Source organism: Mycobacterium sp. (assembly GCF_035633495.1).
Classification (GTDB): Bacteria; Actinomycetota; Actinomycetes; order Mycobacteriales; family Mycobacteriaceae; genus Mycobacterium.
Map to the genome: position 1 here is coordinate 81,952 of NZ_DASQEU010000116.1, position 23,216 is coordinate 105,167.

General features: G+C 66.6%; 25 protein-coding genes, 1 tRNA gene and 1 pseudogene. 15 read left to right on the top strand and 12 right to left on the bottom strand.

The window, feature by feature from the left end; translation table 11 throughout:
* Window positions 1-20 precede the first annotated feature (20 nt).
* Complete coding sequence (locus tag VET27_RS18015) at window positions 21-869, top strand: SDR family NAD(P)-dependent oxidoreductase (RefSeq protein WP_526520528.1); 849 nt, start codon at window positions 21-23, stop codon at window positions 867-869.
* On the top strand, window positions 866-1,354 hold the full coding sequence (locus tag VET27_RS18020) for an SRPBCC family protein (RefSeq protein ID WP_526520530.1): 489 nt from the start codon (window positions 866-868) through the stop codon (window positions 1,352-1,354). Before VET27_RS18015 ends, VET27_RS18020 begins: the two co-directional genes overlap by 4 nt.
* Here the strand turns inward: VET27_RS18020 and VET27_RS18025 are convergent.
* Together VET27_RS18025 and VET27_RS18030 are read right to left on the bottom strand one after the other, a co-directional pair.
* The gene (locus VET27_RS18025) at window positions 1,339-2,682 is read right to left on the bottom strand and encodes a serine/threonine-protein kinase (protein ID WP_526520532.1); all 1,344 of its coding nucleotides are present in this window, start codon (window positions 2,680-2,682) and stop codon (window positions 1,339-1,341) included. The two genes, VET27_RS18020 and VET27_RS18025, sit on opposite strands and share 16 nt — an antisense overlap.
* A gap of 126 nt (window positions 2,683-2,808) precedes the next feature.
* A pseudogene (locus VET27_RS18030) lies at window positions 2,809-3,459 on the bottom strand (ArnT family glycosyltransferase); the annotation flags it as partial.
* 165 nt (window positions 3,460-3,624) lie between these two features.
* Here VET27_RS18030 and aceA point away from each other — a divergent pair.
* Both aceA and VET27_RS18040 read left to right on the top strand, forming a co-directional pair.
* Window positions 3,625-5,922 carry an isocitrate lyase ICL2 gene (gene aceA / locus VET27_RS18035; RefSeq protein WP_526520534.1) on the top strand — a complete coding sequence of 766 codons (2,298 nt, stop codon included), beginning with the start codon at window positions 3,625-3,627 and terminating at the stop codon, window positions 5,920-5,922.
* 78 nt (window positions 5,923-6,000) lie between these two features.
* The gene (locus VET27_RS18040; protein ID WP_526520536.1) at window positions 6,001-6,240 is read left to right on the top strand and encodes a hypothetical protein; all 240 of its coding nucleotides are present in this window, start codon (window positions 6,001-6,003) and stop codon (window positions 6,238-6,240) included.
* Here VET27_RS18040 and VET27_RS18045 read toward each other — a convergent pair.
* The gene (locus VET27_RS18045; protein WP_526520538.1) at window positions 6,237-7,772 is read right to left on the bottom strand and encodes an HNH endonuclease signature motif containing protein; all 1,536 of its coding nucleotides are present in this window, start codon (window positions 7,770-7,772) and stop codon (window positions 6,237-6,239) included. The two genes, VET27_RS18040 and VET27_RS18045, sit on opposite strands and share 4 nt — an antisense overlap.
* A 113-nt stretch (window positions 7,773-7,885) precedes the next feature.
* Here VET27_RS18045 and VET27_RS18050 point away from each other — a divergent pair, with 113 nt between their 5' ends.
* The 3 genes from VET27_RS18050 (at window position 7,886) to VET27_RS18060 (ending at window position 10,927) form a co-directional block, all read left to right on the top strand.
* Entirely contained in the window at window positions 7,886-8,854 is a 969-nt protein-coding gene (locus tag VET27_RS18050; protein ID WP_526520540.1) for an aldo/keto reductase, read from the top strand.
* 66 nt (window positions 8,855-8,920) lie between these two features.
* Complete coding sequence (locus VET27_RS18055) at window positions 8,921-9,847, top strand: patatin-like phospholipase family protein (RefSeq protein ID WP_526520542.1); 927 nt, start codon at window positions 8,921-8,923, stop codon at window positions 9,845-9,847.
* Between the two features lie 87 nt (window positions 9,848-9,934).
* Window positions 9,935-10,927: a YjiK family protein gene (locus VET27_RS18060; RefSeq protein WP_526520544.1), complete on the top strand. Its 993-nt coding sequence runs from the start codon at window positions 9,935-9,937 to the stop codon at window positions 10,925-10,927.
* A gap of 97 nt (window positions 10,928-11,024) precedes the next feature.
* Here the strand turns inward: VET27_RS18060 and VET27_RS18065 are convergent, their stop codons facing one another.
* Together VET27_RS18065 and VET27_RS18070 are read right to left on the bottom strand one after the other, a co-directional pair.
* Window positions 11,025-11,198 carry a hypothetical protein gene (locus VET27_RS18065; protein WP_526520546.1) on the bottom strand — a complete coding sequence of 58 codons (174 nt, stop codon included), beginning with the start codon at window positions 11,196-11,198 and terminating at the stop codon, window positions 11,025-11,027.
* A gap of 10 nt (window positions 11,199-11,208) precedes the next feature.
* Entirely contained in the window at window positions 11,209-11,376 is a 168-nt protein-coding gene (locus VET27_RS18070; RefSeq protein ID WP_526520549.1) for a hypothetical protein, read from the bottom strand.
* 293 nt (window positions 11,377-11,669) lie between these two features.
* Here VET27_RS18070 and VET27_RS18075 point away from each other — a divergent pair, with 293 nt between their 5' ends.
* The 4 genes from VET27_RS18075 (at window position 11,670) to VET27_RS18090 (ending at window position 14,572) form a co-directional block, all read left to right on the top strand.
* On the top strand, window positions 11,670-12,803 hold the full coding sequence (locus VET27_RS18075; RefSeq protein ID WP_526520551.1) for a GGDEF domain-containing protein: 1,134 nt from the start codon (window positions 11,670-11,672) through the stop codon (window positions 12,801-12,803).
* 319 nt (window positions 12,804-13,122) lie between these two features.
* Window positions 13,123-13,434, top strand: a complete 312-nt coding sequence (locus tag VET27_RS18080; RefSeq protein WP_526520553.1) for a hypothetical protein — start codon at window positions 13,123-13,125, stop codon at window positions 13,432-13,434.
* Window positions 13,431-13,964 (top strand): hypothetical protein, encoded by a 534-nt coding sequence (locus VET27_RS18085; RefSeq protein ID WP_526520555.1) that lies wholly within the window; start codon window positions 13,431-13,433, stop codon window positions 13,962-13,964. Before VET27_RS18080 ends, VET27_RS18085 begins: the two co-directional genes overlap by 4 nt.
* 431 nt (window positions 13,965-14,395) lie before the next feature.
* Window positions 14,396-14,572: a hypothetical protein gene (locus VET27_RS18090; RefSeq protein ID WP_526520557.1), complete on the top strand. Its 177-nt coding sequence runs from the start codon at window positions 14,396-14,398 to the stop codon at window positions 14,570-14,572.
* A gap of 12 nt (window positions 14,573-14,584) precedes the next feature.
* Here the strand turns inward: VET27_RS18090 and VET27_RS18095 are convergent.
* The 5 genes from VET27_RS18095 to VET27_RS18115 all read right to left on the bottom strand — a co-directional run bounded on the left by VET27_RS18095 (window position 14,585) and on the right by VET27_RS18115 (window position 18,839).
* Window positions 14,585-14,660, bottom strand: a tRNA-Ala gene (locus tag VET27_RS18095).
* A 51-nt stretch (window positions 14,661-14,711) separates the two neighbouring features.
* Window positions 14,712-15,824 (bottom strand): divisome protein SepX/GlpR, encoded by a 1,113-nt coding sequence (gene sepX, locus VET27_RS18100; protein WP_526520559.1) that lies wholly within the window; start codon window positions 15,822-15,824, stop codon window positions 14,712-14,714.
* 133 nt (window positions 15,825-15,957) lie between these two features.
* Entirely contained in the window at window positions 15,958-16,611 is a 654-nt protein-coding gene (locus VET27_RS18105; RefSeq protein ID WP_526520561.1) for a GNAT family N-acetyltransferase, read from the bottom strand.
* A 12-nt stretch (window positions 16,612-16,623) separates the two neighbouring features.
* On the bottom strand, window positions 16,624-17,886 hold the full coding sequence (gene glp / locus VET27_RS18110; protein WP_526520563.1) for a molybdotransferase-like divisome protein Glp: 1,263 nt from the start codon (window positions 17,884-17,886) through the stop codon (window positions 16,624-16,626).
* A 38-nt stretch (window positions 17,887-17,924) separates the two neighbouring features.
* On the bottom strand, window positions 17,925-18,839 hold the full coding sequence (locus tag VET27_RS18115) for a UTP--glucose-1-phosphate uridylyltransferase (RefSeq protein WP_526520565.1): 915 nt from the start codon (window positions 18,837-18,839) through the stop codon (window positions 17,925-17,927).
* Between the two features lie 73 nt (window positions 18,840-18,912).
* Between VET27_RS18115 and VET27_RS18120 the strand changes: the two genes are divergently transcribed.
* Window positions 18,913-19,497 carry a 5-formyltetrahydrofolate cyclo-ligase gene (locus VET27_RS18120; protein WP_526520567.1) on the top strand — a complete coding sequence of 195 codons (585 nt, stop codon included), beginning with the start codon at window positions 18,913-18,915 and terminating at the stop codon, window positions 19,495-19,497.
* On the opposite strand, the gene VET27_RS18125 is transcribed toward VET27_RS18120, so the two are convergent.
* Window positions 19,494-20,219 carry a GmrSD restriction endonuclease domain-containing protein gene (locus VET27_RS18125; RefSeq protein ID WP_526520569.1) on the bottom strand — a complete coding sequence of 242 codons (726 nt, stop codon included), beginning with the start codon at window positions 20,217-20,219 and terminating at the stop codon, window positions 19,494-19,496. The genes VET27_RS18120 and VET27_RS18125 overlap by 4 nt on opposite strands.
* Before the next feature lie 64 nt (window positions 20,220-20,283).
* Here VET27_RS18125 and VET27_RS18130 point away from each other — a divergent pair, with 64 nt between their 5' ends.
* The 3 genes from VET27_RS18130 to mscL all read left to right on the top strand — a co-directional run bounded on the left by VET27_RS18130 (window position 20,284) and on the right by mscL (window position 21,922).
* A complete protein-coding gene (locus tag VET27_RS18130; protein WP_526520571.1) occupies window positions 20,284-20,649 on the top strand; it encodes an FmdB family zinc ribbon protein in 366 nt (121 codons plus the stop codon).
* Window positions 20,650-20,713: 64 nt separating this feature from the next.
* On the top strand, window positions 20,714-21,385 hold the full coding sequence (locus VET27_RS18135) for an SAF domain-containing protein (RefSeq protein WP_526520573.1): 672 nt from the start codon (window positions 20,714-20,716) through the stop codon (window positions 21,383-21,385).
* Between the two features lie 90 nt (window positions 21,386-21,475).
* Window positions 21,476-21,922 carry a large-conductance mechanosensitive channel protein MscL gene (gene mscL, locus VET27_RS18140; RefSeq protein WP_526520575.1) on the top strand — a complete coding sequence of 149 codons (447 nt, stop codon included), beginning with the start codon at window positions 21,476-21,478 and terminating at the stop codon, window positions 21,920-21,922.
* 70 nt (window positions 21,923-21,992) lie between these two features.
* Here mscL and mspA read toward each other — a convergent pair whose 3' ends face one another.
* Window positions 21,993-22,652, bottom strand: a complete 660-nt coding sequence (gene mspA / locus VET27_RS18145) for a porin MspA (RefSeq protein ID WP_526520577.1) — start codon at window positions 22,650-22,652, stop codon at window positions 21,993-21,995.
* Window positions 22,653-23,216: the final 564 nt, after the last annotated feature.

Below are 23,216 nucleotides of genomic sequence, written 5' to 3' on the forward strand. Positions count from 1 at the left end.
ATCGAATCGAAGGACTTCCAGTGACGGATCGAACCATTGTCATCACCGGCGCGAGTGACGGGATCGGCGCCGCCGCGGCCAAGAGGCTGAGCCGGAGCGGCGAAAAGGTCGTCGTCGTCGGACGCTCGCCGCAGAAGACGGCGGCAGTGGCCAACGGCATCGGCGCCGACTACCTCGTGGCGGACTTCAGCGAGCTCGCTCAGGTCCGCGATTTGGCGGAGCAGCTGCTCGAGCGCTACCCGCGCATCGACGTGCTGGCCAACAACGCCGGCGGCCTCATGGGTCAACGCCAGGTCACCGTCGACGGTCACGAGAAGACTTTTCAGGTCAATCATCTGGCCCCCTTTCTGTTGACGACGCTGCTCCTGGATCGGCTCGTCGAGTGCCGAGCCAGTGTCGTGAACACCTCGAGCCTCGGCAACAAGCTGTTTGGCCACGTCGACATCGACGACCTGGAAGCCGAACGCGGCTACCGACGGCAGAAGGCGTACGGCGACGCCAAGCTCGAGAACATCTTGTTCACGAAGGAACTCCACCGCCGTTACCACTCGTCCGGAATCTCAACGGCCGCATTCCATCCGGGCAGTGTCGCCTCCAACTTCGGCGCCGAGTCCGAGTCGCGGCTCCTGCGCATCGTCTACCACACGCCGTTGAGACATCTGGCTCTGGTCACCCCCGAACAGGGCTCCGATCTGTTGGTCTGGCTGGCGTCGGCCACGCCGGGGCAGGACTGGACCTCCGGTGAGTACTACTCCGGTCATTCCGTCGGCAAGGCCAACAAGCAGGCCTACGACACCGAACTGGCGCGCCGACTCTGGGACCGCAGTGCCGCCATGATTGCCACCACGTCGCAAGGAGCGGGCTCGTGACCGTCACATCCATCTCCGTCGTCGATGCCGGCCCCAACCAGGTGAGTCGATCGGTCGACGTAAATGCGCCCGCCGCCAAACTCTTCGCGATCGTTGCGGACCCGCGTCGTCACCACGAACTGGACGGCTCCGGCACGGTCGGCGCCAATATAGAGGCGCCTTCGAAACTCGTGGCAGGCGCCCGTTTCTCCACCAAGATGAAGATGTTCGGCGTGCCCTACCGCATCACCAGCGTCGTCACCGCGCTCAAGCCCGACGAACTCATCGAGTGGCGCCACCCGGTCGGACACCATTGGCGCTGGGAGTTCACCGCCCTCACGCCCACCACCACCAGGGTCACCGAGACGTTCGACTTCTCCGACGCCGGAGCGGTGAAGGATGCGTTGAAGTACTACCGCCGAACGGGTTTCGTGAAGAGCAACGCCAAGGGCATCGAGGCCACGCTGACGCGACTGCGCGACCGCTACTCTCACGGCGGCCCGTAGAGGTTCCCCCGCCGAATGTCCTCGCGGCACTCGATGCGCGACTGCCCCGTCTGCTGGACGCAGACGCGGACCTGGTCTTCGATACCCGCGGCATAGACCTGATCGTTGGGTCCGGGGGTGGCAGTGGGCGACGGAACCACACCCGCCACCAGGGACCACATGACGTCGTCGCTCGGGGGCAGGCGGGCGCAGTAGGCCTTCTCCCCGGTCTCGGTGACGCCGGCAGCGCCGAGCACCTGGCAGTCCGCGCCGACGAGCACGACGGGTACGGCAGGCGTGGTCGGAGGTGGCTGTGCGACGACCTCACTCTGGTGACGCGCGATGAGGATGGCCGCGACGACGCCACCGATGAGGAATAGCCCCAACAGAATTGCGGAGGCTACGCCGAGCCACCACATCCGGCTCTTCGGGCCCGAGCCGGCGGGACGCGCCGACGAGGCAGGGGTCGCCATCATCGTGTCATCGACGTCGAAGGCGTCGAGTTCTCCGTTGAGATGCCGAGTGAGCGCGTTCGCGAATTCGGTGCACGAGTCGTAGCGGTCACCGGGAGACTTCGCGAGCGCCTTCGACAGCACGGGCCCCAGACCGGACAGTTCGGGTTTGCGGTCCGCGATCGCCGGTGGCGGTGCGCTCACGTGCTGGCTGATGACGACGGCGGGATTCCGGTCCAGATACAGATGCTGGCCGGTCAGCAACTCGAATGTCGTTGCGGCGAGTGAGTATTGGTCAGCCCGCCCGTCGAGCGTCAGACCCATCAGCTGTTCGGGTGCGGCGTAGGCGACCGTACCGACGGCCATGTTGGTCTCGGTCAGCCCGCTTGAGTCGTCAACCCGCCGCGCGATGCCGAAGTCAGCGAGCAGCACACGCCAGCCGCCGGCGTCCTGCGGAGCCAGCAGGATGTTGGCGGGCTTGACGTCACGGTGCAGCAGCTGACGCTGGTGGGCGTAGTCCAGCGCGTCGGCGACCGCTCTGATGATACGAACCACGTCGGCAGGCGGCATTCCGCTGCGGTACTGCCTCTCCAGCAGCAGTTGACCGGCGTCGGTGCCCTCGACGTAGTCCATCGCGATCCACAACCGGCCCTCGTCCTCGCCGCGGTCGTGAACGGTGACGATGTTCGGGTGCCACAACCCGGCGACGTTCTGCGCCTCACGATTGAATCGCTCGCGATACTCCGCATCGGTCGACACCTTGAGCGCCATCACCTTCAGCGCGTCGCGACGCGGCAACCGCGGGTGCTCCACCAGGTAGACCTCGCCCATGGCCCCTGCACCGAGCAGCCCTGTGATCGAATATCCGGCGAACGTCTCCCCGGTGGCTAGTGGCATGCGAGGCATCCTACTGAGACCGCCCGGCGGGCCTACTCGAACGGCGAGGGCATCACTTCAACGGCGCGGTGAGGTCGTACACGGTGCCGTTCCCCACCGTCGTCGCCGTGAAGTTGGCGGCCACCCACGCCCTGATGTCGGCCACAGCAGTGTCAGCACGACGTACCAGCCCGCGGAGACTCCGAACGCGACGAGGGATCCGAGCAGGTGTAGCAGCCTCTTGCGGACCGACGTCGGCGCGGCGACCAGGTATACGAGGCCGATCGCGGGCATCACCAACAGCACCATCACCGCGTCGGGGTTGTTGTAGGGGAACATCAGCGCCGCGACCGGAGTCAACGCGAAGGCCGCTCCCGCGAGCAACGCCGCGTTCGGTCCGCTGATCCGGCGGACCGCGCCATACAGCAGCGCCACCGTGGCGACCGCCATCAGCGCCTCGGGGACCAGCATGCTGGCACTGCTGAATCCGAGGATCTGCCCCGACAGGCCCATGACCCACTGCGACACGGGTGGCTCGTCGACGGTGATGTAGTTCTGCGTGTCCAGCGACCCGAACAGCAAGGCCTCCCAGTTTCTCGAGCCCGCTTGCGCGGCGCCCGCGTAGAACTGGTTGCCCATCCCGTTGACGGTGATGTCCCAGAGGTAGGTGACCAACGTGGCGATCAGCAGGACACCGAAGCCGAAGCGGTCCCAGGTCCGACGTGTGAACCGGCGCGGCGGTGCCGCTTCGACCGTTTCGTCGCTCGCCGGTACGGGCGATTCCAATGTCGTTGTCACACTGCCAGTTAGGCAGCCGCACCGTGGGTAGACCCGTGAGGACCGGGTGAGACGCCTGGGATACACGCATTTGGACGGCGAGATGCCGATTCGAAACTCCACGCGCGACGTGCGCCATACACTCGCACCATCAGAGCAAACGGGCTCAACGAGGAGCGTAAACACATGACGATCACCGAACCGGACGTCCAGGCAAACACACAGTTCGAGGAGGACCTCGCCGCCACGCAGCAGTACTTCGACAGCCCTCGCTTCGACGGGATCGTCCGCCTGTACACGGCGCGCCAGGTCGCCGAGCAGCGCGGCACGATTCCCGCCGACTACCCGGTGGCTCGCGAAGCGGCCGCGGCCTTCTACGCCCGCCTGCGCGAGCTGGCTTCCCAGCAGAAGAGCATCACCACGTTCGGTCCCTACTCGCCGGGGCAGGCCGTGACCATCAAGCGGATGGGCATCGAGGGCATCTACCTCGGTGGGTGGGCAACCTCCGCGAAGGGCTCCATCAGCGAGGATCCGGGACCCGACCTCGCCAGTTATCCGCTGAGCCAGGTGCCCGACGAGGCCGCCGGGTTGGTGCGCGCGCTGCTGACCGCCGACCGCAATCAGCAGTACCTGCGCCTGAAGATGACCGACGCGCAGCGCGCCGCCACCCCCGCAACCGACTACCGGCCGTTCATCATCGCCGACGCCGACACCGGCCACGGCGGAGACCCGCACGTGCGCAACCTGATCCGCCGCTTCGTCGAGGCCGGCGTGCCCGGCTATCACATCGAGGACCAACGCCCCGGCACCAAGAAGTGCGGACATCAGGGTGGCAAGGTCCTGGTGCCGTCGGACGAACAGATCAAGCGACTCAACACCGCGCGCTTCCAGCTCGACATCATGCGGGTGCCCGGCATCATCGTGGCGCGGACCGATGCCGAGGCGGCCAGCCTGATCGACAGCCGCGCCGACGAGCGGGACCAGCCGTTCCTCCTCGGCGCGACCAACCTGAAGGTTCCGCCCTACAAGGCCTGCTTCCTGGCCCTGATGCGCAGCTTCCACCGGCAAGGTGTCACCGACCTGCGAGGTCACCTCCTCTACGCGCTTCCCGACGGCGAGTACGCGGCCGCCGATGCATGGCTCGAACGTCAGGGCATCGCGACTCTCGTCACCGAGGCGGCGGCGTCGTGGAAGGACGACAAGCATTCGTCGGTCGACGACCTGTTCGACACGGTCGAGTCGCGGTTCGTCGAAGCCTGGCAGGCCGACGCCGGCCTGGAAACCTACGGTGAGGCGGTGGCCGAGATGCTCGCATTCCGCGAGCGCGAGGGCGAACCGCTGGCGATGATGCCTGCGGAGTGGCGCGAGTTCGCCAAGGGTGCGTCTCTCTTTGCCGCGCGCGAGAAGGCCAGCGAGTTGGGGGCCGACGTTCCGTGGGACTGCGAACGGGCCAAGACTCCGGAGGGCTACTACCAGGTCCGCGGTGGCATCCCGTACGCGATCGCGAAGTCGCTGGCGGCCGCGCCGTTCGCCGACATCCTCTGGATGGAGACTAAGACTGCCGACCTCGACGACGCCAGGAAGTTCGCGACAGCGATCCGCGCCGTCTACCCGGACAAGATGATGGCCTACAACTTGTCCCCCTCGTTCAACTGGGACACGACCGGCATGACCGACGATCAGATGCGGGCCTTCCCCGAGGAGATCGGCAAGATGGGCTTCGTCTTCAACTTCATGACCTACGGCGGCCATCAGATCGACGGCGTCGCCGCCGAGGAGTTCGCCACCGCGCTCCGGCAGGACGGCATGCTGGCGCTGGCGCGTCTCCAGCGCAAGATGCGTCTGGTGGAGTCGCCCTACCGCACGCCGCAGACGCTGGTCGGCGGGCCGCGAAGCGACGCCGCCCTGGCTGCCTCGTCGGGGCGAACTGCGACCACCAAGTCGATGGGCAAGGGGTCGACGCAGAGCCAGCACCTGGTCCAGACCGAGGTGCCCAAGAAGCTGCTCGAAGAGTGGCTGGCGCTATGGGCTGAGCACTATCAACTGGGCGAAACGCTGCGCGTGCAGCTGCGACCGCGGCGGGCGGGCGGTGAGGTCCTCGAACTCGGCATCTACGGCGCCCGCGAGGGTGGTGAGGAACTGCTCGCCAACGTGCTCGTCGACCCCATCAAGGATCGGCACGGCCGCAGCATCCTGACGGTGCGTGATCAGAACACCTTCGCCGCGGCGTTGCGGCAGAAGCGGCTGATGACCCTGGTTCACCTGTGGCTGGTGCACCGCTTCAAGGCCGAGGCGGTGTACTACGTCACGCCCACCGAGGACAACGTCTATCAGACCGAGAAGATGAAGTCCCACGGCATCTTCAGCAACGTGCACGAGGACGTCGGGGAGATCGTCGTCGCCGACGTGAACCAAACGCGCATCGAAGAATTGTTGGCGCCCGGCCGCGAGGCATTGATGAGGCTGATCCGCAAGGAGGACTAGCGGGTCCGTTCCGGCTTTCATAGGAACTTCATAGCGTCAGCTTGGGCGCACATTAGGTCGGCCGAGCACCATGGATCCATGAACGCTTTCGCCAACCCGCGCGTCGCGTTGGCTGCCATGCTCGCGCTGGCCGGCGCGTCGTCGCTGCTGCTGCTGCTGAGCGACCTTCAGGTCGGACCGGCGTGGGTGCACTGGATCGGGTCGCTGGTGGCCGTCGCCGCAGCACTCGGCGTGGTGGTGATCGCCGAGCTGAGTTGGCATCGTGCGATCAACACCGCGAAGTCGGCGGGCCTGGTAGCACCCGAGACGGACAATTAGGCCGTCGCCGCCTCGGCTTCGTTGAGTCGGCGTTCCTCGTCGACTCGTTCGCTGCGGGCCTGCGCGCGGGTGTTCGCGCGCCTGGGCATCGTCAGTCCGCCGTTGCGGATGTCTTCGGCCCGGGCGTGGTCGAGGATGACCGATGCGGTGGGCACGCACAGTGCCGGGAACAGCAGGTGGCTACCGGGACGGGTGACGTGGGTGAGGCCCTCCGGTGATGTCCAGATGACTGTGGCATCGGGGAGTTGTCGATCGCGCCAGCCACCGCCCCCTCCCCAGAAAGTTTTGACCAGGTGGTGTTTTCGGCAGAGAATTTTCAGGTTGGACGCTTGGGTGGGTCCGACCGGATAGGCGATGGTGTGGTCGATGTCCGAGCGGTCGGCCGGCTCGTCACAGCCGGGGAACCTACACGTCAAGTCGCGGCAGCGAACGAAGTCCGCCAACGCTCGTGATGGCACGTAGCGCGGGTCGGGCGCGCTGTTCCCGGGGTGGATGATCGCCTTGATCGTCGCCTGCAGCGCCGCACGCCGCACCATCGGACCGGCGAGCACGGGCCCGCCGATCATCACGCCTGGCGACGTCGCGGCAGGTCCGGTGGGCGGCGGATCGGCCAGCGCTTCGGCCAGGGTCTGTTCGCGAAGAGGTCTGCACCGTGGGCGAGGCGGTGCGTCGCCGTCGAGGGCAGCCGTGTCATCGGCCGCGGTCACCAGACCGGTCTCACTGACCGCGTCCGAGTTGGCCACGACGTGTATCACCAACGAGCTCGCCACCGAACCGGCCGTCGTGGTGGCTGCGCAGTCGGGACGACCGCATAGACAGGCCAGCTGCTCGGCACCGTTGGCCAGGGCGCCCATCGCATCGGCACGGCGCTGATCGAGCGTTCTCGGATCGGCCCGACACGTCGTCGCCGCCAAGGCATCCAACCGTCGATCCAGCGCCACCGCGTCGTGGGCGAAAAGGCTGCCCCACAGCGAGGCGGTACCGCTCGGACCGTCGACGTCGATCTCGATGCAGCGTGACCGGGCCTGGGTTTGGTTGCGCCTCAGGGCATGTCGGTCGAAACGGTCAACCCAGTAGTCGATCGCCTGGACGGTCTTGCGCTCGGACATCGGCTCCCAGTTCAGTAATGCCGATGCGAGAGCAGAGTCGACTTCACGCAACGCCTCGGGATCCTTGATGAGCGCCGTGCGCCACACGATCGTCGAGACCAACCGGTAGGAAACGCCTCCAGCAGCGAACACGGCAGCGACGCACGGCAGCCGGTCGCGCAGTGCCGTGGCCACCAGCAGCTGATGTGACGCCGCACCCGAGGTGACCTGCTGGGCGGCGGCGATCTCGGCACACACCGCACCCCAGTTGTCGAGGTACCACTGCTCACGCTCAGCTGAACCGTCGGCGGCGTGGCACCGATCCAGGACTGCGACCATCGCGGCCAGCCGGCGGGCACAGGCAGCGGCTTCCACACGGGCCCATGCACCGATTGCCGCCGCCCCGGCAGAGGCTTGCGCATTGGTCGTCAATTCATCGAACACATGTGCGAATCTAGCGAGCCAACCCGGCCACCGACACCGCCAAGACCCAATCTGTGGATGAACTCGCAACTCTGAATAACTCGTAGACCGATGGCGTCAGTACGGTGGGACACATGAAGTATCTCGAGTTCGACGGGCTCGGACGGGTCAGCCGGATCGGCCTCGGCACGTGGCAGTTCGGCGCCAAGGAATGGGGCTACGGCGACGAGTACGCCTCGGGTGCGGCCCGCGACATCGTGGCCCGCGCCCGCAGCCTCGGTGTCACCCTGTTCGACACGGCGGAGGTGTACGGGTTCGGCAAGAGCGAGCGAATCCTCGGCGAAGCGCTCGGCGACGAACGAGCCGACGTCGTGGTGGCGAGCAAGATCTTCCCCGTCGCCCCGTTCCCGCCGGTGATCAAGCGACGCGCACACGCCAGCGCCCGCCGATTGCAACTCGACCGCATCCCCCTCTATCAGATCCACCAACCGAATCCGTTGGTCCCCGATTCGGTGATCATGCCCGGGATGCGCAGCCTGCTCGACGACGGCGTCATCGGTGCGGTCGGTGTCTCGAACTATTCACTCGACCGTTGGCGCAAGGCCGATGCCGCGCTCGGCAGACCGGTGATCAGCAACCAGGTGCACTTCTCGCTCGCCCACCCTCAGCCGCTCGACGATCTGGTTCCCTTCGCCGAGCGCGAGAACCGGATGGTGATCGCCTACAGCCCACTGGCACAGGGGCTCTTGGGCGGCAAGTACGGCGTCGACAACCGGCCGGGCGGAGTCCGGGCGACCAACCCGCTGTTCGGTGCCGAGAACCTGCGACGGGTAGAACCGCTGCTGAACACCTTGCGCGAGGTTGCCGCCGAGGTCGACGCCAAACCGGCGCAGGTGGCCCTGGCCTGGCTGATCAGCCTGCCGGGCGTGGTCGCGATTCCCGGTGCGTCCAGCGTCGAACAACTCGAGTTCAACGTCGCAGCTGCCGACATCGAATTGAGCACGCAGACCCTCGACGCGCTGACCGCGGCCGCACGCGCGTTCCGGCCGGTGTCGATCGCCCGCTTCGCCGCAGACACGATCCGCGAGAAGCTGGGCCGCTGAGCGCATCTGCCGCAGTTGGGCAAACATGCACCAGCTACGCCACATCGCCGGATAACGTCGAGTCCCATGGGCCCGAAAGTCTTTCCGTTTCCGGCGACATCACCCGTGGGCGCGGGCAACCAGCGGGCCATCTCGTTCGGCGGCGGCGGCGAATGGTTCGTCTGTTGGATGCTGGGTTACGGCATGGCCGCGAAGGCTCGGGGCGTGGACCTCGAGAACGTCGACGTGACGATCGGCACCTCGGCAGGCAGCATCATGGGCAGTTACGTGAGCGCGGGGATGATGGAGCCGGCGTTCGCCAGGCTGTCCCAACTCGCGGCGAATCCCGAGGCCATGGCCAAGATGGTCGTCACCGACACGGGAGCTGATTCGCAGAAACGTGCCACGCGAATTCTTGCCACGGTCACGTCCACCGATGATGCCGACGTCCTGGCGATCGGCCGCGCGGCGATGGCGGCGCAGAACGCTCCCGTCGCCAACTACATCGCCTCCTTGAACCAGTTACTGGGCGGGGTGCAGTGGCCGAGTCCCAAGCACCACACCACCGCCGTCGACTGCTACACCGGGGAACTGGTGGTCGTGTCCTCCGACAGCGGCATCGACATCGCCACCGCGTGTGCGGCGAGCTCCGCGCTCCCCGGCGTGAATGGCCCGGTGTGGCTAGGCGACCACTTCTGCATGGATGGTGGCATCAGCCCGTCCAGCACACACTCCGACATTCTGGCCGGCGCCCAGCGCGTCATCATCTTCTCGATGATGAGCAGGCCGCCGAAGTCGGGTTCCTTCGGATTGACGATGCGGACCAACCCGAACGAAATTCACGATGAGGTCGCCTACCTCGAGTCCGAAGGTTCGACGGTTCGACTCGTCTGCGCCGATCCGGAAGACGGCATCGACTTCATGGATCCGACGCAACTCGCGAACGCGCTCGCCCTCGGTGCCGCTCGCGCGCAGGCCGACGTCGCCGACCTCACCTCGTTCCGGAGCGACTGAGCAGCGGGCACGAAACGCGAGTCGAGCGGCGCCTGCGCCGTATCCTGGCGAGGTACGACGGATTACCTTCGCGATGGGGAGGGCGACGTGGCGAACTGGGCAACTGCGAAGTTCGCCGCCGCGTTGGACGCAATCAAAGACGCCGCGAGCCATCTCGTCCGGCGGAAGGTCAAGTCGACGGCATTCCGCGAGAAGAACGGCGCGACAACGTTCAACGCGTCGGGCGTCGCACTAGTCGGTCGACGGCGGTTCGTCTTCATCGACAACAACGACCCGTCGGCCTTCTTCGAGTTCGAACTGGACGCCGACGGCGGAGAAGTCGAGCGAATTCGGCGGCGAAGATTGGTGGGCCTTGCTGAGGGACGGCTGCGCGATCCCGAAGGCCTGTGCCGCGTCGACGTGAACGGCGAAATCCTTCTCATCGCCGCTTCCTCGCTCAGCGTCGCAGGCACCAGCCGGACCGGACTGCGACAAGTCAGCGACGGGTTGGTACGCGTTCGCTATACGCCCGAGGGTGACTTGCGCGCCGAGGCGATGGACGGATTCCGCGCGTGGCTACTCCAGCAGGCGCCGTCGCTCGCCGCGCCTGCCGAACAAGAACCCGACGCCGGCGGGCTGAACATCGAGGGGCTGGCCTGGGACCCGCGCGCGAGCGCACTCCTGTTCGGTCAGCGGGGCCCGGCAAGTCCCGGTCGGATCTCCGTCGTCAAGATTCCCATCGACGCCGGTGTTGCCCCGTGGACGACATCGTCATTGGGACCCCCGTCGATCGTGCAGGCCAAAGTCCCGCAATCGACTGTGACACAGGGGATTCGGGATATGTGCTACGACGATCGGAATGGAGTCTTCCTGATCGTGATCGGGCGGTCCAGCAGCAGAGGCGACGAACCGTTTCAGCTCTGCACCTGGGATGGCGAAAGCGATGACGTAAGACTGCTCGACGTCAGGTTCCACCGTTCCATGAAACCCGAAGGTATCGGTACATTCTCGACCGGCGACAGGAAAAAGGTCATCATCGTGGACGACGGCGGCGGCTACGCGATCCTCAGCGCCCACCAAGAGTGGTGGTCACACACCTAGTAGAAGTAGAGAGTAGCCCGGCCATGCCGAGCAATCGATAACCCAGCGGCTGCCGAATAAAGGACCGATCCTGAACGGAGTGTTCAGCGTCAGGTACCTACCGCGATCCGATCAGTGCCTCGACAGCGGCGAGGTTGGCATCCCCGAACCTACCGAAATCAACATGGAGGCAGGGCTTTTCGCTGTCGAGAGAGCCGCAGAAGGACTTCTTCTTGACGCCCACGTTGGTGAACGTGGTGCGGGCCGGGAAGTGCGTGCCCGAGATTTCCACCCAGGTGGCCCTAGCCCACGTGTACCAGCCCCCCGGTCAACTCGAAGTTGCACGCGCCGCCCTTCGGCGACTCGGTTCGTAGCGCATCCCAATCAGCCGGCGGCATGAAGATTTTGATCGTCAATACGTTGTCGAGTGCATACAGCGAATCGAGTGCGTGTTGCTGCTGAACGGTCATCGTCAAACCTCCCCCGCGCCGACCCACGGCAATGGCACTTCAGCGACTCCCCGTGAGGGGTCAGAAGCGATCCCCTGGTCAGTGTGCACCTTGAATGGCAGCGTTATGACGAATTCACCGTTTGGGGCCGCCCGGCCAATTCATGCAGTCGCGACAGTTGACTACGTCATTGGTCGTTCAGATGATTAACCATTAGTTGGGCATCTCAGCTATGGTTTTAGCGTGCAATTCGGCCGTCACCTTGAGCCTTTCTTCGTGGGACTTGGCCCCGACTCTCCGCCACGGACCTGACCATGGTGGCCGCAGCGAGACGCTGGCTCCGATCCGAGGACCATTACTACTGGATCACGTCGTACCTGGCGACCAGGGGACTTCAGCGCGCCACCTGCCGACTGACCGCGGCCAACTTGCTCGGGTTGGGCATGATACCGCTGATCCTGATGCTCAGTGATCTCGGGCCGACGGGGGCGCTCAACCGTTGGTTCGCCATCGGGGTGACGGTCTGCTGCGTCGTGATGGCGTCGTTGTGGTTGAGGTCCGGCTGGCCCACCCGCCTGCAGTCACAGCTGTGCGTGGGGGCTGGCAGCATCTGCATCGCCGTGGCCTGTCTCATCGACGCCGATCCCGCCATCGGCCTGATGGGGACCAGCACGTTCGTCGTGGTGTCGGCGTTCACCGCTCTCTTTCACGACGGGCGCTTGTTGGCGTACACGTGGATCGTCGGGGCCGCCACACTCATCGCGCTGGCGGTTAGGCTCGGTGAATTCGAACCCGCGATCGCCCTGACCGGGATCGCGCTCGTCGTACTGATCAACCTATTCGTGGTATTCGTCTGCCGCAACGTGATTCGCCTCGTCAACACCGACGTCCACTACGGCGAACTCGAACCGCTGACCGGATTGCTGACTCGCGACGCGTTCTCCGACCGCGTTGCGACCATCGCGGCCCGTGACAGGGACGGCGACCGCTTCCTGGCGATCGTAGTCGTCAGTCTCGACAGTTTCTCGCTGCTGAAGGCGATGGGGGGCGACGCCGACGGCAATCAGGCCCGGGTGGCGATCGGGCACCGAATCAGCGAGACGCTTCGGCGCGACGCCGTTCTGGCTCACGTCGGCGAATCCGAGTACCTCGTCGCCGACACGTTCGACAGCACGGACGCCACGATGCTCACCGAGCGACTCCAACACAGCGTTCGGACTGCTCCGTATCGGCTGACCGCGAGCATTGGCGTGGCGGTGACACCGCTGGCCCGGCTCGTCGGCCACCCGCCGCACGACGTCGTCGAGGAACTCATCACGATCGCCACGACCAACGTGTACACCGCCCGCAGGGACGGCGGGCAACGCACCCGGGCCACGGCGAACCCGCGACTTACCTCGCTTGAGGACCTTCAGTCCGATGACTGGGACGACGACCTGACGGCGTAGTTCCAGTGCGCGTCAGTGTTCTTTGACGACCTGCTGGTGGCACTCGATCGTGAAGCGCATCGTATCGCACCCTTCGATTTGCTGGACTACTTCACACTCTCCTCGACGCGCATCGAATCGGCTGGGTAACAGTGTGTTTGAAACATCTCGGATGGTTCGTGGCGTGGCTGCCACCCGGAAGCCCGTACCGGAGCGGTGACCGCGCTGCCGACGACCCCACCGCCGAAATGGATGACAACGCGCACCAGTGTGCTCCCGTCTCACACTGGTTGGTGAGAGTGAAAACGGCATTTGTGCAACGGATTTGAGGAGCATCCGGTTGGAGGGTCTGCGCGACGACGCAGTCACCTGGTTCGGCGTCACACGGCCGAACCCAAATGGCGGTCGCGTTCTGGTGAGGGGACCCGGCGCCCGGCGCGGCGACCGCCGGGAGGTCGAGACGGCGGCGGCCCGCCGCAGAGTCACCCCCGAGTTCCTGCCTCGCGTAAAGGATGTTCACCGGTCCGCACCAGAGGGTCGCAAGTTGGCCGCGGTGAAGGAGGAGTTCAACGTGGAGGAGAGACAGGCGCTGCGCTACATCAAGCGGGCGAACGCCATGAGGCCGATCGAAAAAAATTGCGCGACAACATGACTGGACCGGAAAGGGTCCAGGACGACTGGACCAAGACCGTCCGCGATCCTGACGGCACCACCCGCACTGTGCCCAGCGCCAGGAACGGACGGGGCATGCGCTGGAGGGCGCGATACGTCGATGACACCGGCCGAGAGCACACCAAAGCGTTCGCCCGGAAGGTCGATGCACAGGCGTGGCTCGACAACGAGATCACCCCGAAGCTGGCGGCCTGCACGTACGTCGCACCGAAGGCCGGCCGGGTCACGGTCGCCGCGATCTACGCGTCGTGGGCCGCGTCCCAGGGCCACATCGCGCCCAAGACGGCCGCGACTCGGCGCAGCACGTGGAACACCCGGGCGGAGCCGCACTGGGGCGACGTCGCCGTGGTCGACGTCAAGACGTCCGCGGTCCGGGCGTGGGTGTCGAAGATGGCCGGCGACGAGGTGGGCGCCCCCACGATCGAGAATGCGTTCGGGCTGCTGCGGCAGATACTCGGCGCCGCGGTGGAGGACAGCCGAGTCCCCCTCGGAACCCGTGCGACGGCGTGAAGCTGCCGAAGCGTCGGCACGCTGACCGCGGCTACCTGAGTCACGCCCAGGTGGCGGCGCTCGCCGCGGCGAGATGGCCGCGCTGCGGGTGCAGGACTTCGACATGCTGCGGCGCCGGGTCAACGTATCCCGATCGGTCACCGAGTCGGGCGGCCTTGTCTGGTCAACGCCGAAGTCGTGGGAGCGTCGACCGGTGCCGTTCCCCGCGGTGCTGGCCGACGAGCTCGCCGCGTTGATGGTGGGCAAGGGTCGCGACGATCTGGTGTTCACCGATCTGCGCGGCGGGGTGCTGCGGAACTCGAACTACCGCAGCCGGGTGTTCGAGCCGGCGGCGGTCACGTGCCAGAAGGCCGACGAGACGTTCCCCCGACGGTCAGCCCGCACGACCTTCGGCACACCGCGGCATCGTTGGTTTCAGCGCCGGCGCCAACGTGAAGGCCGTGCAGCGGATGCTGGGGCACGCCAAGGCGTCGATGACGCTCGACGTGTACGCCGACCTATTCGACGAGGATCTCGACGGGGTTGCGGACCAGTTGGATGCGGCGATCAGAATTGCTGCGGACCCACTGCGGACCGGTCTCGGCACTGACCTCTCGCCATCGCTCTGACCTGCTAATTACTGGTGGAGCTAAGGGGAATCGAACCCCTGACCTTCTCGATGCGAACGAGACGCGCTACCAACTGCGCTATAGCCCCTTGTACCGGTAGCACAGGCTACCAGTGACGGTGTCGCCCTAGAAATCCGATTTACTGACCAGCGGCGCGGGGCAGGTCGTACTCGCGCGCGAACGGCGCGTAGTCCAGGTGCTCGAAGATCGGATCCTCGTCGTCGATCTCCAGCACCACCGCACCGGGCCGCCGCAGCCGCGCCGGAACGACGTCGAACTCCGGATCGTGGGTGTTCTCGACGCCGAGGTGCGACCGCAACATCCGCTGCGCACGCCTGCGGCGCACCTGCTCCTCGATGCGCGTCTGCCGTCGCAGGTAGCCGAGGTACAGCACGGTCACCGTTCCCACCGTGCCGCAGACCCACCAGAAGGTCGGCGACACCACGTACGCGGCAACGGCGCTGGCGAGCAGCAGCGCCGACATCGCCATCAGCATCCGCTTGCGGAACCGGAACTTGCGCGCGCTCACCGCCGCGGCGGTCTTCGACTCGTAGTTCCGGCGGCGTTCCTGCGACTTAGTCCCTGCGACGTGAAGGTCGGGGTCGGGCGCCGCCTCCAGTCCGGAGGAGTCGTCGACGTAGTCGTAGTCGTAGTCGGTGTCGTCCTCGGAGACGGAGGCGAACTCGTCGGTCATCGCCTCGTCGTCCGCCTCGAACTCGGCTTCGGCCTCGCCTTCGTCTTCGATCTCGTCGTCGATCTCCATGTGGTCGTCGACCTCCTGCAGGTCGTCGACCGTGAACGTCGCGGTGTTGGCGTCGAACTCCAGTGGCAGCTCGGGCTCTTGATCGAAGGCCAGCTGCGCGGACGCGCCGATCGGCAGGGCGCCGGAGTCCTCCTCGACGACGTCGACGTCGAGGTACTCGGATTCGGTCTGCACCTTCGCAGCGGTCATCACTACGACGGTCTTGCGTGGCGCCGTGACGGGCTCGCGGTCCTCGTAGCGGTCATCGTCGTCGTACTCGTCGAGGTCGTCGTGCGCCGGACGCCAGTCCGGGTCGCTGTGATGGCCGGCGGCCGGCTTGCGGCGGCGCAGCAGTCGCGCGCCACTGCCGGTGTTCAGCACGCGCGTCGCGAGCGCCACGTCGCTCGTGCGGCGAACGGTGTCTCGCTTGCTGATCAGCATCGGAACGAGAACGAACAACCAGAGCACGACTAAAGAAATCCACAAAAGGGATTGGGGGATGCTTGGCATGTCGCCGGCTCCTTTCCCCGTAAGGCTAGGTCCGTGACCAGCGCATCCGGGGGCGACGCGCCGAGATCAATTACACACCTGTAATTCGCCCCTGACAAGCACATCCGTCCCACATGTCACAACTGCCACACGGCTACGCCCAATTTGCACGGCCGTCGCGCACCAGCGTCGACGTTGCCGAGCCCGCCAGCTCCTCGATCGTGATCGCGACCAGAAGGTGGTCGCGCCATGCCCCGTCGACCTCCAGATAGCGTTCGAGCAGACCCTCCTCGCGGAAACGGGCCTTGGCCAGCACGGCCCGGCTCGGCGCGTTCTCGGGCCGGACCGTCGCCTCGATTCGGTGCAGGCCGACCGGGCCGAAGCCGTGGTCGAGGCCCAGCGCCAGCGCCGCCGTCGCCACCCCGCCGCCGTTGCGCTCCTTGGCCACCCAGTACCCGATCCAGGCCGACCGCAGCGCTCCGTGCGTCACGTTGCCAATCGTCAGTTGACCGCAGAACTCGCCATCGAGCTCAATCGCATACGGCAGCATGCGCCCCTTGCGAGCCTCCGCGCGAAGCCCGGAGCAGATTGATGGCCATGACGAAAGGGCATGGCGCACTTCCCAATTCACTTCGGCGACGGGTTCCCACGGCTCGAGGTGAGCCTGGTCGGCCAGCCGGATGCGGCTCCACACCGCACCGTCACGCAGCCGCACCGGACGCAGCCGAACGAGACCCGCGGGTACCCGCAGCGGGCCGACGGACTTCGGCCATCCGGGATGCATGGAAGGCGAACGCCAGAGGTTCATGTCGATGCTTCGTCAGCCGCGTTGGGCTAGGAACGCCACGTCCACGATCTCGCCGGTGCGGATCTGCTCTGCGTCACTGGGAATCACGACCAGGCAGTTCGCCTCGGCGAGCGTCGCCAGCAGGTGCGACGACGCACCCGGCGCCCCGCCGAGTGCCTGCACCAGGTATTCACCCGTGTCCTGATCCCGCATCAACTGACCGCGAAGGTAGCCCTTGCGCCCCGCCACCGACGAGATCGGCGACAGCGTGCGGGCCTGCACGACGCGCCGCAACGGCTGCCGCTTGCCCAGCGACATGCGGATGAGAGGACGCACCATCACCTCGAACACCACCAGCGCGCTCACCGGGTTGGCCGGCAGCAGGAACACCGGCACGCCGTCGCGCCCCAGCTGCCCGAAGCCCTGGACCGACCCGGGGTGCATCGCGATGCGCGCCACCTCCATGTCGCCGAGCTCGGACAGCACCGCGCGCACGCTCTCGGCGGCGGTGCCACCCACCGCGCCCGCGATCACCAGCACCTCGGCGCGGTTGATCTGCCCCTCGACGACGTCGCGCAACGTCTTCGACTCGGTGTCCACGATGCCGACGCGGTTGACCTCGGCCCCGGCGTCGCGGCCTGCCGCCGCGAGCGCATAGGAGTTGACGTCGTAGACCTGGCCGTTGCCCGGCGTGCGCGAGACGTCGACCAGCTCACCGCCGACACTCATCACCGACAGCCGCGGTCGCGGATGCACCAGCACCCGCTCGCGTCCGACCGCGGCGAGCAATCCCACCTGCGCCGCCCCGATGATGGTTCCCGACCGCACGGCCACGTCACCCGGTTGAACGTCGTCGCCGGTACGACGGACGTAGGCACCCGACCGCACGCCGCGCAGCACCCGCACCCGGGAGTCACCACCGTCTGTCCAACGCAACGGAAGCACCGCGTCGGCCAGCGTCGGCATGGGTGCGCCCGTCTGCACCCGGGCCGCCTGGCGGGGCTGCAGTCTGCTCGGCGTCTTGGCGCCCGCCTCGATCAGACCCGTTACCGGCAGGCTGACCTCGCCGGCGCTCTCACCCTCCTCGCCGTCGTCACCGGGGTCGACGCCGAGGACGTCGACGCTACGCACCGCGTACCCGTCGATCGCCGCCTGGTCGAAGCCCGGCAGCGGGCGCTCGGTGACGACCTCCTCGGCGCACATCAGTCCCTGCGCTTCGGCGATGGCCACCCGTACGGGTCTCGGCGCCACCGCGGCGGCAGCCACTCGGGCCTGCTGCTCCTCCACCGAACGCACTCATGCGCCTTTCTTCAGTCGCGGAGCCTCCACGCTAGTCAGTTGGCGCTCAGGCCCAATCGCTCGACCAGCCAGCGCCGCAGCTCGGGTCCGTAGTCGTCACGCTCCAACGCAAAGTCAACCGCAGCCTTGAGGTACCCGCCGGGATTTCCCAGGTCGTGTCGGGAACCTCGATGCACCACGACGTGAACCGGGTGGCCCTCCTCGATCAGCAGGGCGATGGCGTCGGTCAGCTGAATCTCGCCGCCGACGCCCTTCTGAACCCGACGAAGCGCGTCGAAGATCGCACGGTCCAGAACGTAGCGACCCGCGGCGGCATACAGAGACGGGGCGTCCTCGGCCTTCGGCTTCTCCACCATGCCCTTGACGCGCAACACATTTGGGTTGACGGCGTCGGGCACCACTTCGACGTCGAACACGCCGTAGGCGCTGATTTCGTCGGCGGGCACCTCGATGGCGCACAACACCGATCCCCCACGCTTGGCGCGCACCTTCGACATGGTCTCCAGCACGCCCGTGGGCAAGACCAGGTCGTCGGGCAGCAGCACCGCGACGGCATCCTCGTCCGGCAGCAGACTCGGCTCGACACAGCTCACGGCATGGCCGAGGCCCAGCGGCTCGTGCTGCACGACCGATTCGACCTTGATCAGGGCGGGCGCGCGACGCACCTTCTCCAACATCAGGTGCTTGCCGCGGGCCTCCAGCGTGCCCTCGAGAATGAGGTCCTCGACGAAGTGCGCGACGACGCCGTCCTTGCCCTCGGAGGTGACGATGATGAGCCGTTCGGCGCCCGCCTCGGCCGCTTCGGCGGCGACGAGTTCGATGCCCGGGGTGTCGACGACGGGCAGCAACTCCTTCGGCACTGTCTTCGTCGCAGGGAGAAACCGCGTTCCCAAACCCGCTGCGGGAACGATCGCGGTGCGTGGGATCGGCACCAGTGCGCGTGTCGTCATCGTTCACACCATAACGTCAACGACGGGTCCCAAACGGGGAAGCCCTGCATGTCTCACGTGACATCGTGGAGCCGTGCCACCGACGAAGGCCGAACTGCGTGCTTCCATCCTGTCCGCCCGCCGCGCGGTCACCGCCCACGTGCGTTGCGCCGAGACCGATGCCCTTCGCGAACGTCTGGCCGAGCTGGCACGACCGGGGGACACCGTCTGCGCCTATGTCCCCGTCGGCTCCGAGCCCGGTTCGCCCGCAATGCTCGATGCGCTGGTTGCGGCCGGCGCCAGGGTGTTGCTGCCCGTCGCCCGCGAGGACGACGCGGGCGTACCGCTGCCGCTGAACTGGGGTGAATATCGCGGCGAGCTCATCGCGGCCCGGTTCGGACTGCGCGAACCGCCCACACCCTGGCTACCCGCCGAGGCGATCCGCGCGGCAGCGACGGTCCTCGTCCCCGCCCTGGCCGTCGACCGCGCCGGAGTCCGGCTCGGCCGGGGCGCGGGTTTCTACGACCGTTCGCTGGGCCTGGCCGACCCCGCCGCGCGGCTGATCGCGATGGTCCGCGACGACGAGGTCGTCGACCGCCTCCCCGGTGAATCGCACGACGTGCCGATGACGCATGCGCTGACTCCCGGCCAGGGGCTGGTCCGGTTGGGCCGGCACTAACAGCCGGCGAGCACCTCCTGCATGGCCCGCTTCTCTTGCGCCGAGACCCACAGTCGGTATGCCGTCTTCACCGCCACCTGACGCGCCACGAACTCACACCGGAACGCCAAGTTGGGCGGCAGCCACCTCGCGGCATCCCGAAACGCCTTGTCGAAGTTGTCGCCTCCCCCGACGGCCAGCAGGTTGCGCGGGTCGTTGGCGAAGTCGCTTCGGCGCCGGTCGTCCCAGTCGCGGGCACCCTTGTACCAGGCGTCGGACAGCGAGACGACGTGGTCGATCTGCACGGCATTCGAGGTGTCGGGGCCACGCACGAACTCGATCGACTCATTGCCGTACGGGTCGAGCAGCGTCCCGCTCTGGACGAAGCAGGTGCCTGGCCGCACGACCAGGTCGGCGAGGTCCCGACGCAAGACGTCGTCGCGGGTGTTGCAGCCGTTGTGCCCGAACTCGACGTCGACGTCGTCGCTCCAGGCCTCGCCGAATCGCGACCGTGCGAAGTCCGACGTCAGATCCCACCCCTTGACCGGCAGGCGTTGCGCGTCGGCACTGGCCTGGTCGTATCGGAGGGTGCCGGTGCCAGCCCGAGGCGTCTGGCCGGAGTTCGGTGGCGCCGGCTGCTGTGGGCCCGGGTGGACACGCGGCCATCCGACGGTGCCGACCACGACGGCGACGGCGACGGCGATCGCGACCAGCGCCAGTGACGCGGGAATGGCACGGCCCACGTAGCGGTTCTAGCACTTGAGCCGCTAGAGTGCTAACAAGTTTCGTCATTTCTCGGAGGTTTTGGTGCCGACCTATTCGTACGCATGTACCGAGTGCGACAACCGCTTCGACGCGGTGCAGGCGTTCACGGACGACGCCCTGACGACCTGCCCGAAGTGCTCGGGCAGGTTGCGCAAGCTCTTCGGCTCCGTGGGCGTGGTGTTCAAGGGCAGCGGTTTCTATCGCAACGACAGCCGCGACTCCTCGAAGAGCACCGTCAACGGCTCCAGCGGTAGCAGCGAGCCCTCCTCGTCGTCGCCGTCGGAGAAGCCCGCCGAGAAGCCGAAGTCGGCGGAGAAGTCGTCGAGCTCCTCGAACGGCTCGGACAAGTCGAGCTCCAGCTCGGGTTCCTCGGGCAAGTCGAGCTCTACCGCTGCCGCATCCAGCTAGAAGTTATCCACAGGCGACCGCACGCCCCCTGCCGCTCGGCGCACCTGCTGCCTAGCGTGGCGGCATGGGGGAATCACTCAATCCGTCGTTGACGTCGCGCGTGGTCCATGGGCTGCGGCCGGACTGGACTCGGACGGTGATGGCCCGACGCGTGGCCGCCGGAGCGCTGGTCCTGTTGGCCGCCGTGGCCGCACTGCGCCCGGATCCGTCCGACGGCCGGGCTGACGTCGTCGTCGCTGCACGTGACCTGGCTCCGGGAGTCGAACTTGCGGCCGGTGATCTCCGCGTCGAATCTCGTTCGGCGACAACCATTCCGGATGGGTCTCAGACGAACACCGGCGATCTGGTCGGTGCGACGCTCACCGGTCCTGCGCGCCGCGGCGAGGTGCTCACCGACGTCCGGGTGCTCAGCTCGCGTCTCGCCGACGCAGCCGCCGGGCCGGATGCGCGCATCGTGCCCGTACATCCGACGGATGCCGCACTGCTCGACCTGGTGCGTCCGGGCGACGTGGTCGACGTGCTGGCCTTGTCGGCGCCGTCTGGTGCATCGCCGGCCGGCGACCCCGCCGAGGAACGGCCGCGGGTGGTGGCCACGAACGCAGTGGTGGTCCTGGTGTCCGCCAAGACGAAGGACGTGGGCCGCGACGGGGTCGTGCTGATTGCGCTACCCGTGTGGGCGGCCAACGAGGTGGCCGGCGCCTCGTTGTCTCAAGCGATAACGCTGACGTTCCACTAGGGATCAGCAGGTCGCGGACACGCTACGCGGCTACCGTTGACCACCTGAGGTTCAGGCACATGGCCAAACCACACACAGGAAGGGATCCGCGTGCTGAAGGGTTTCAAGGAGTTTCTCTCTCGCGGCAACATCGTCGATCTGTCCGTCGCGGTGGTCATCGGCACCGCATTCACGGCGCTCGTCACCAAGTTCACCGAGAGCATCATCACCCCGCTGATCAACCGCATCGGCGCCGGGGGCACTGACGTCGGCGTCCTGAAGATCGACATCGGCGGCGGGCAGACCATCGACCTGAACGTTCTGGTTTCCGCGGCCATCAACTTCGTTCTGGTCGCCGCCGTGGTCTACTTCCTGGTCGTCGCGCCCTACAACCGGCTCCGGAAGAAGGGCGAGGTCGAACAGGCCCAGGACACCGAACTGAGCCTGCTCACCGAGATTCGCAACCTGCTCAAGGACGGAAGCAGCGCCGAGACCGTGACGGGACCTGGTACGGGCCCCAGCCCCGACACCGCCGAGACCACCAGCGCCGACCGGTAGCGCCGCACCCCCCGAGATACGAAGACAGCCCCCGGCCGAGGCCGGGGGCTGTTCTCGTTGAACTAGGGAGTTAGTTCATGTTCCACGGATCGCCGTAGGTGGTGACGCTGTCACCGGTGGAGGCGATGAGCCGTGCGAACGGACGCAGGAGCACGCCGCCGGCAGCGCCGGTGACCGTTCCGTGAGCGTTCGAGACCGCGACTCCGCCAGAGGGGCCGGCGACGTCGACCGAGAAGGTTGCGACTTCCTGAATGCCGGGGCCGTTGCCGAGGTCAGCGCTGATGGACACACCCGGGAACAGGTTCGGGGTGATTACCTGCAGCGTCTGCGGGGCCCCATCACCGCCACCGGTGAATGCACCGGGGCCGATGTTTGTGTCATCCAAGAGGATGTTGGGGGTGGTGTAGCTGAAGTTGATGCCCACACCCAGCGACCAGGGGAAGCCGATCTGGTAACCCAGCTCCAGCGTGCCCTCGAACTCATCGGCGCCGGGACCGGCGACGATGAACTTGGCCCGACCCGAGTGGAACCACTCGCGGGTGAGGCGGTTGCGGTCAAGCGGAAACACACCGTTGAGGAAGGTGTCCCATTGCTGGACCGTCAGGGTCCGGTCCTGGCCATCGACCAGGCTGATCTCGTTGTCCAAACCTGCTTGAGAGGTGCCCGTGCTCGTGAAGAGAGCAGCGAGGGCCGCGATCAACGCGACCAGCACCCGACTGATTGCCTTCATGTTCTCCCTAGCTTGTCGTGACGGACCCAAAAGCCCGCCGTTTCCTGTGAGTGCCCGGCTCTACCGCTAAACCTGACACCCCGCAAGGCCTCGATGTGAGGGGAATTAGAAACCTCACATGCTGTTCTTACGAATTGCTCATCGTTGACAGCAGAAACATAACGGTGAGGCATCCGCCGGGCAACGCGTGCACATCTCGGTGGCGAGCCGACTCACGCGTCCGGTGAAGTTTGCCCGACGCATTCGGTCGGAAACGCGGGGGGGTCGGTGACCTTGCGTCGGCGAGAGGAACCGGGTTGACCCCCGCATATCAGGGGGTGCCGGGAGAGTTGTTCGGCCGGTTGACATTTCCCGCGCTTGATGCGAAATGACAGCTCAGCCGTGGTGCGGCGGCACGTTCTCCCGCAACCAGTCGTCCCGGTCAGCCTCGCCGTCGGACGGGGAATCGTCCCACTCGTCCTTGGTGGTTTCGGGAAGGGAATCGCCGAAAATCTTGTTAACTGCGCGACCATTTGCGGGTGGCTGACCGCTCACAGTTGCCTCCCGGTGTGACGAAGATCACAT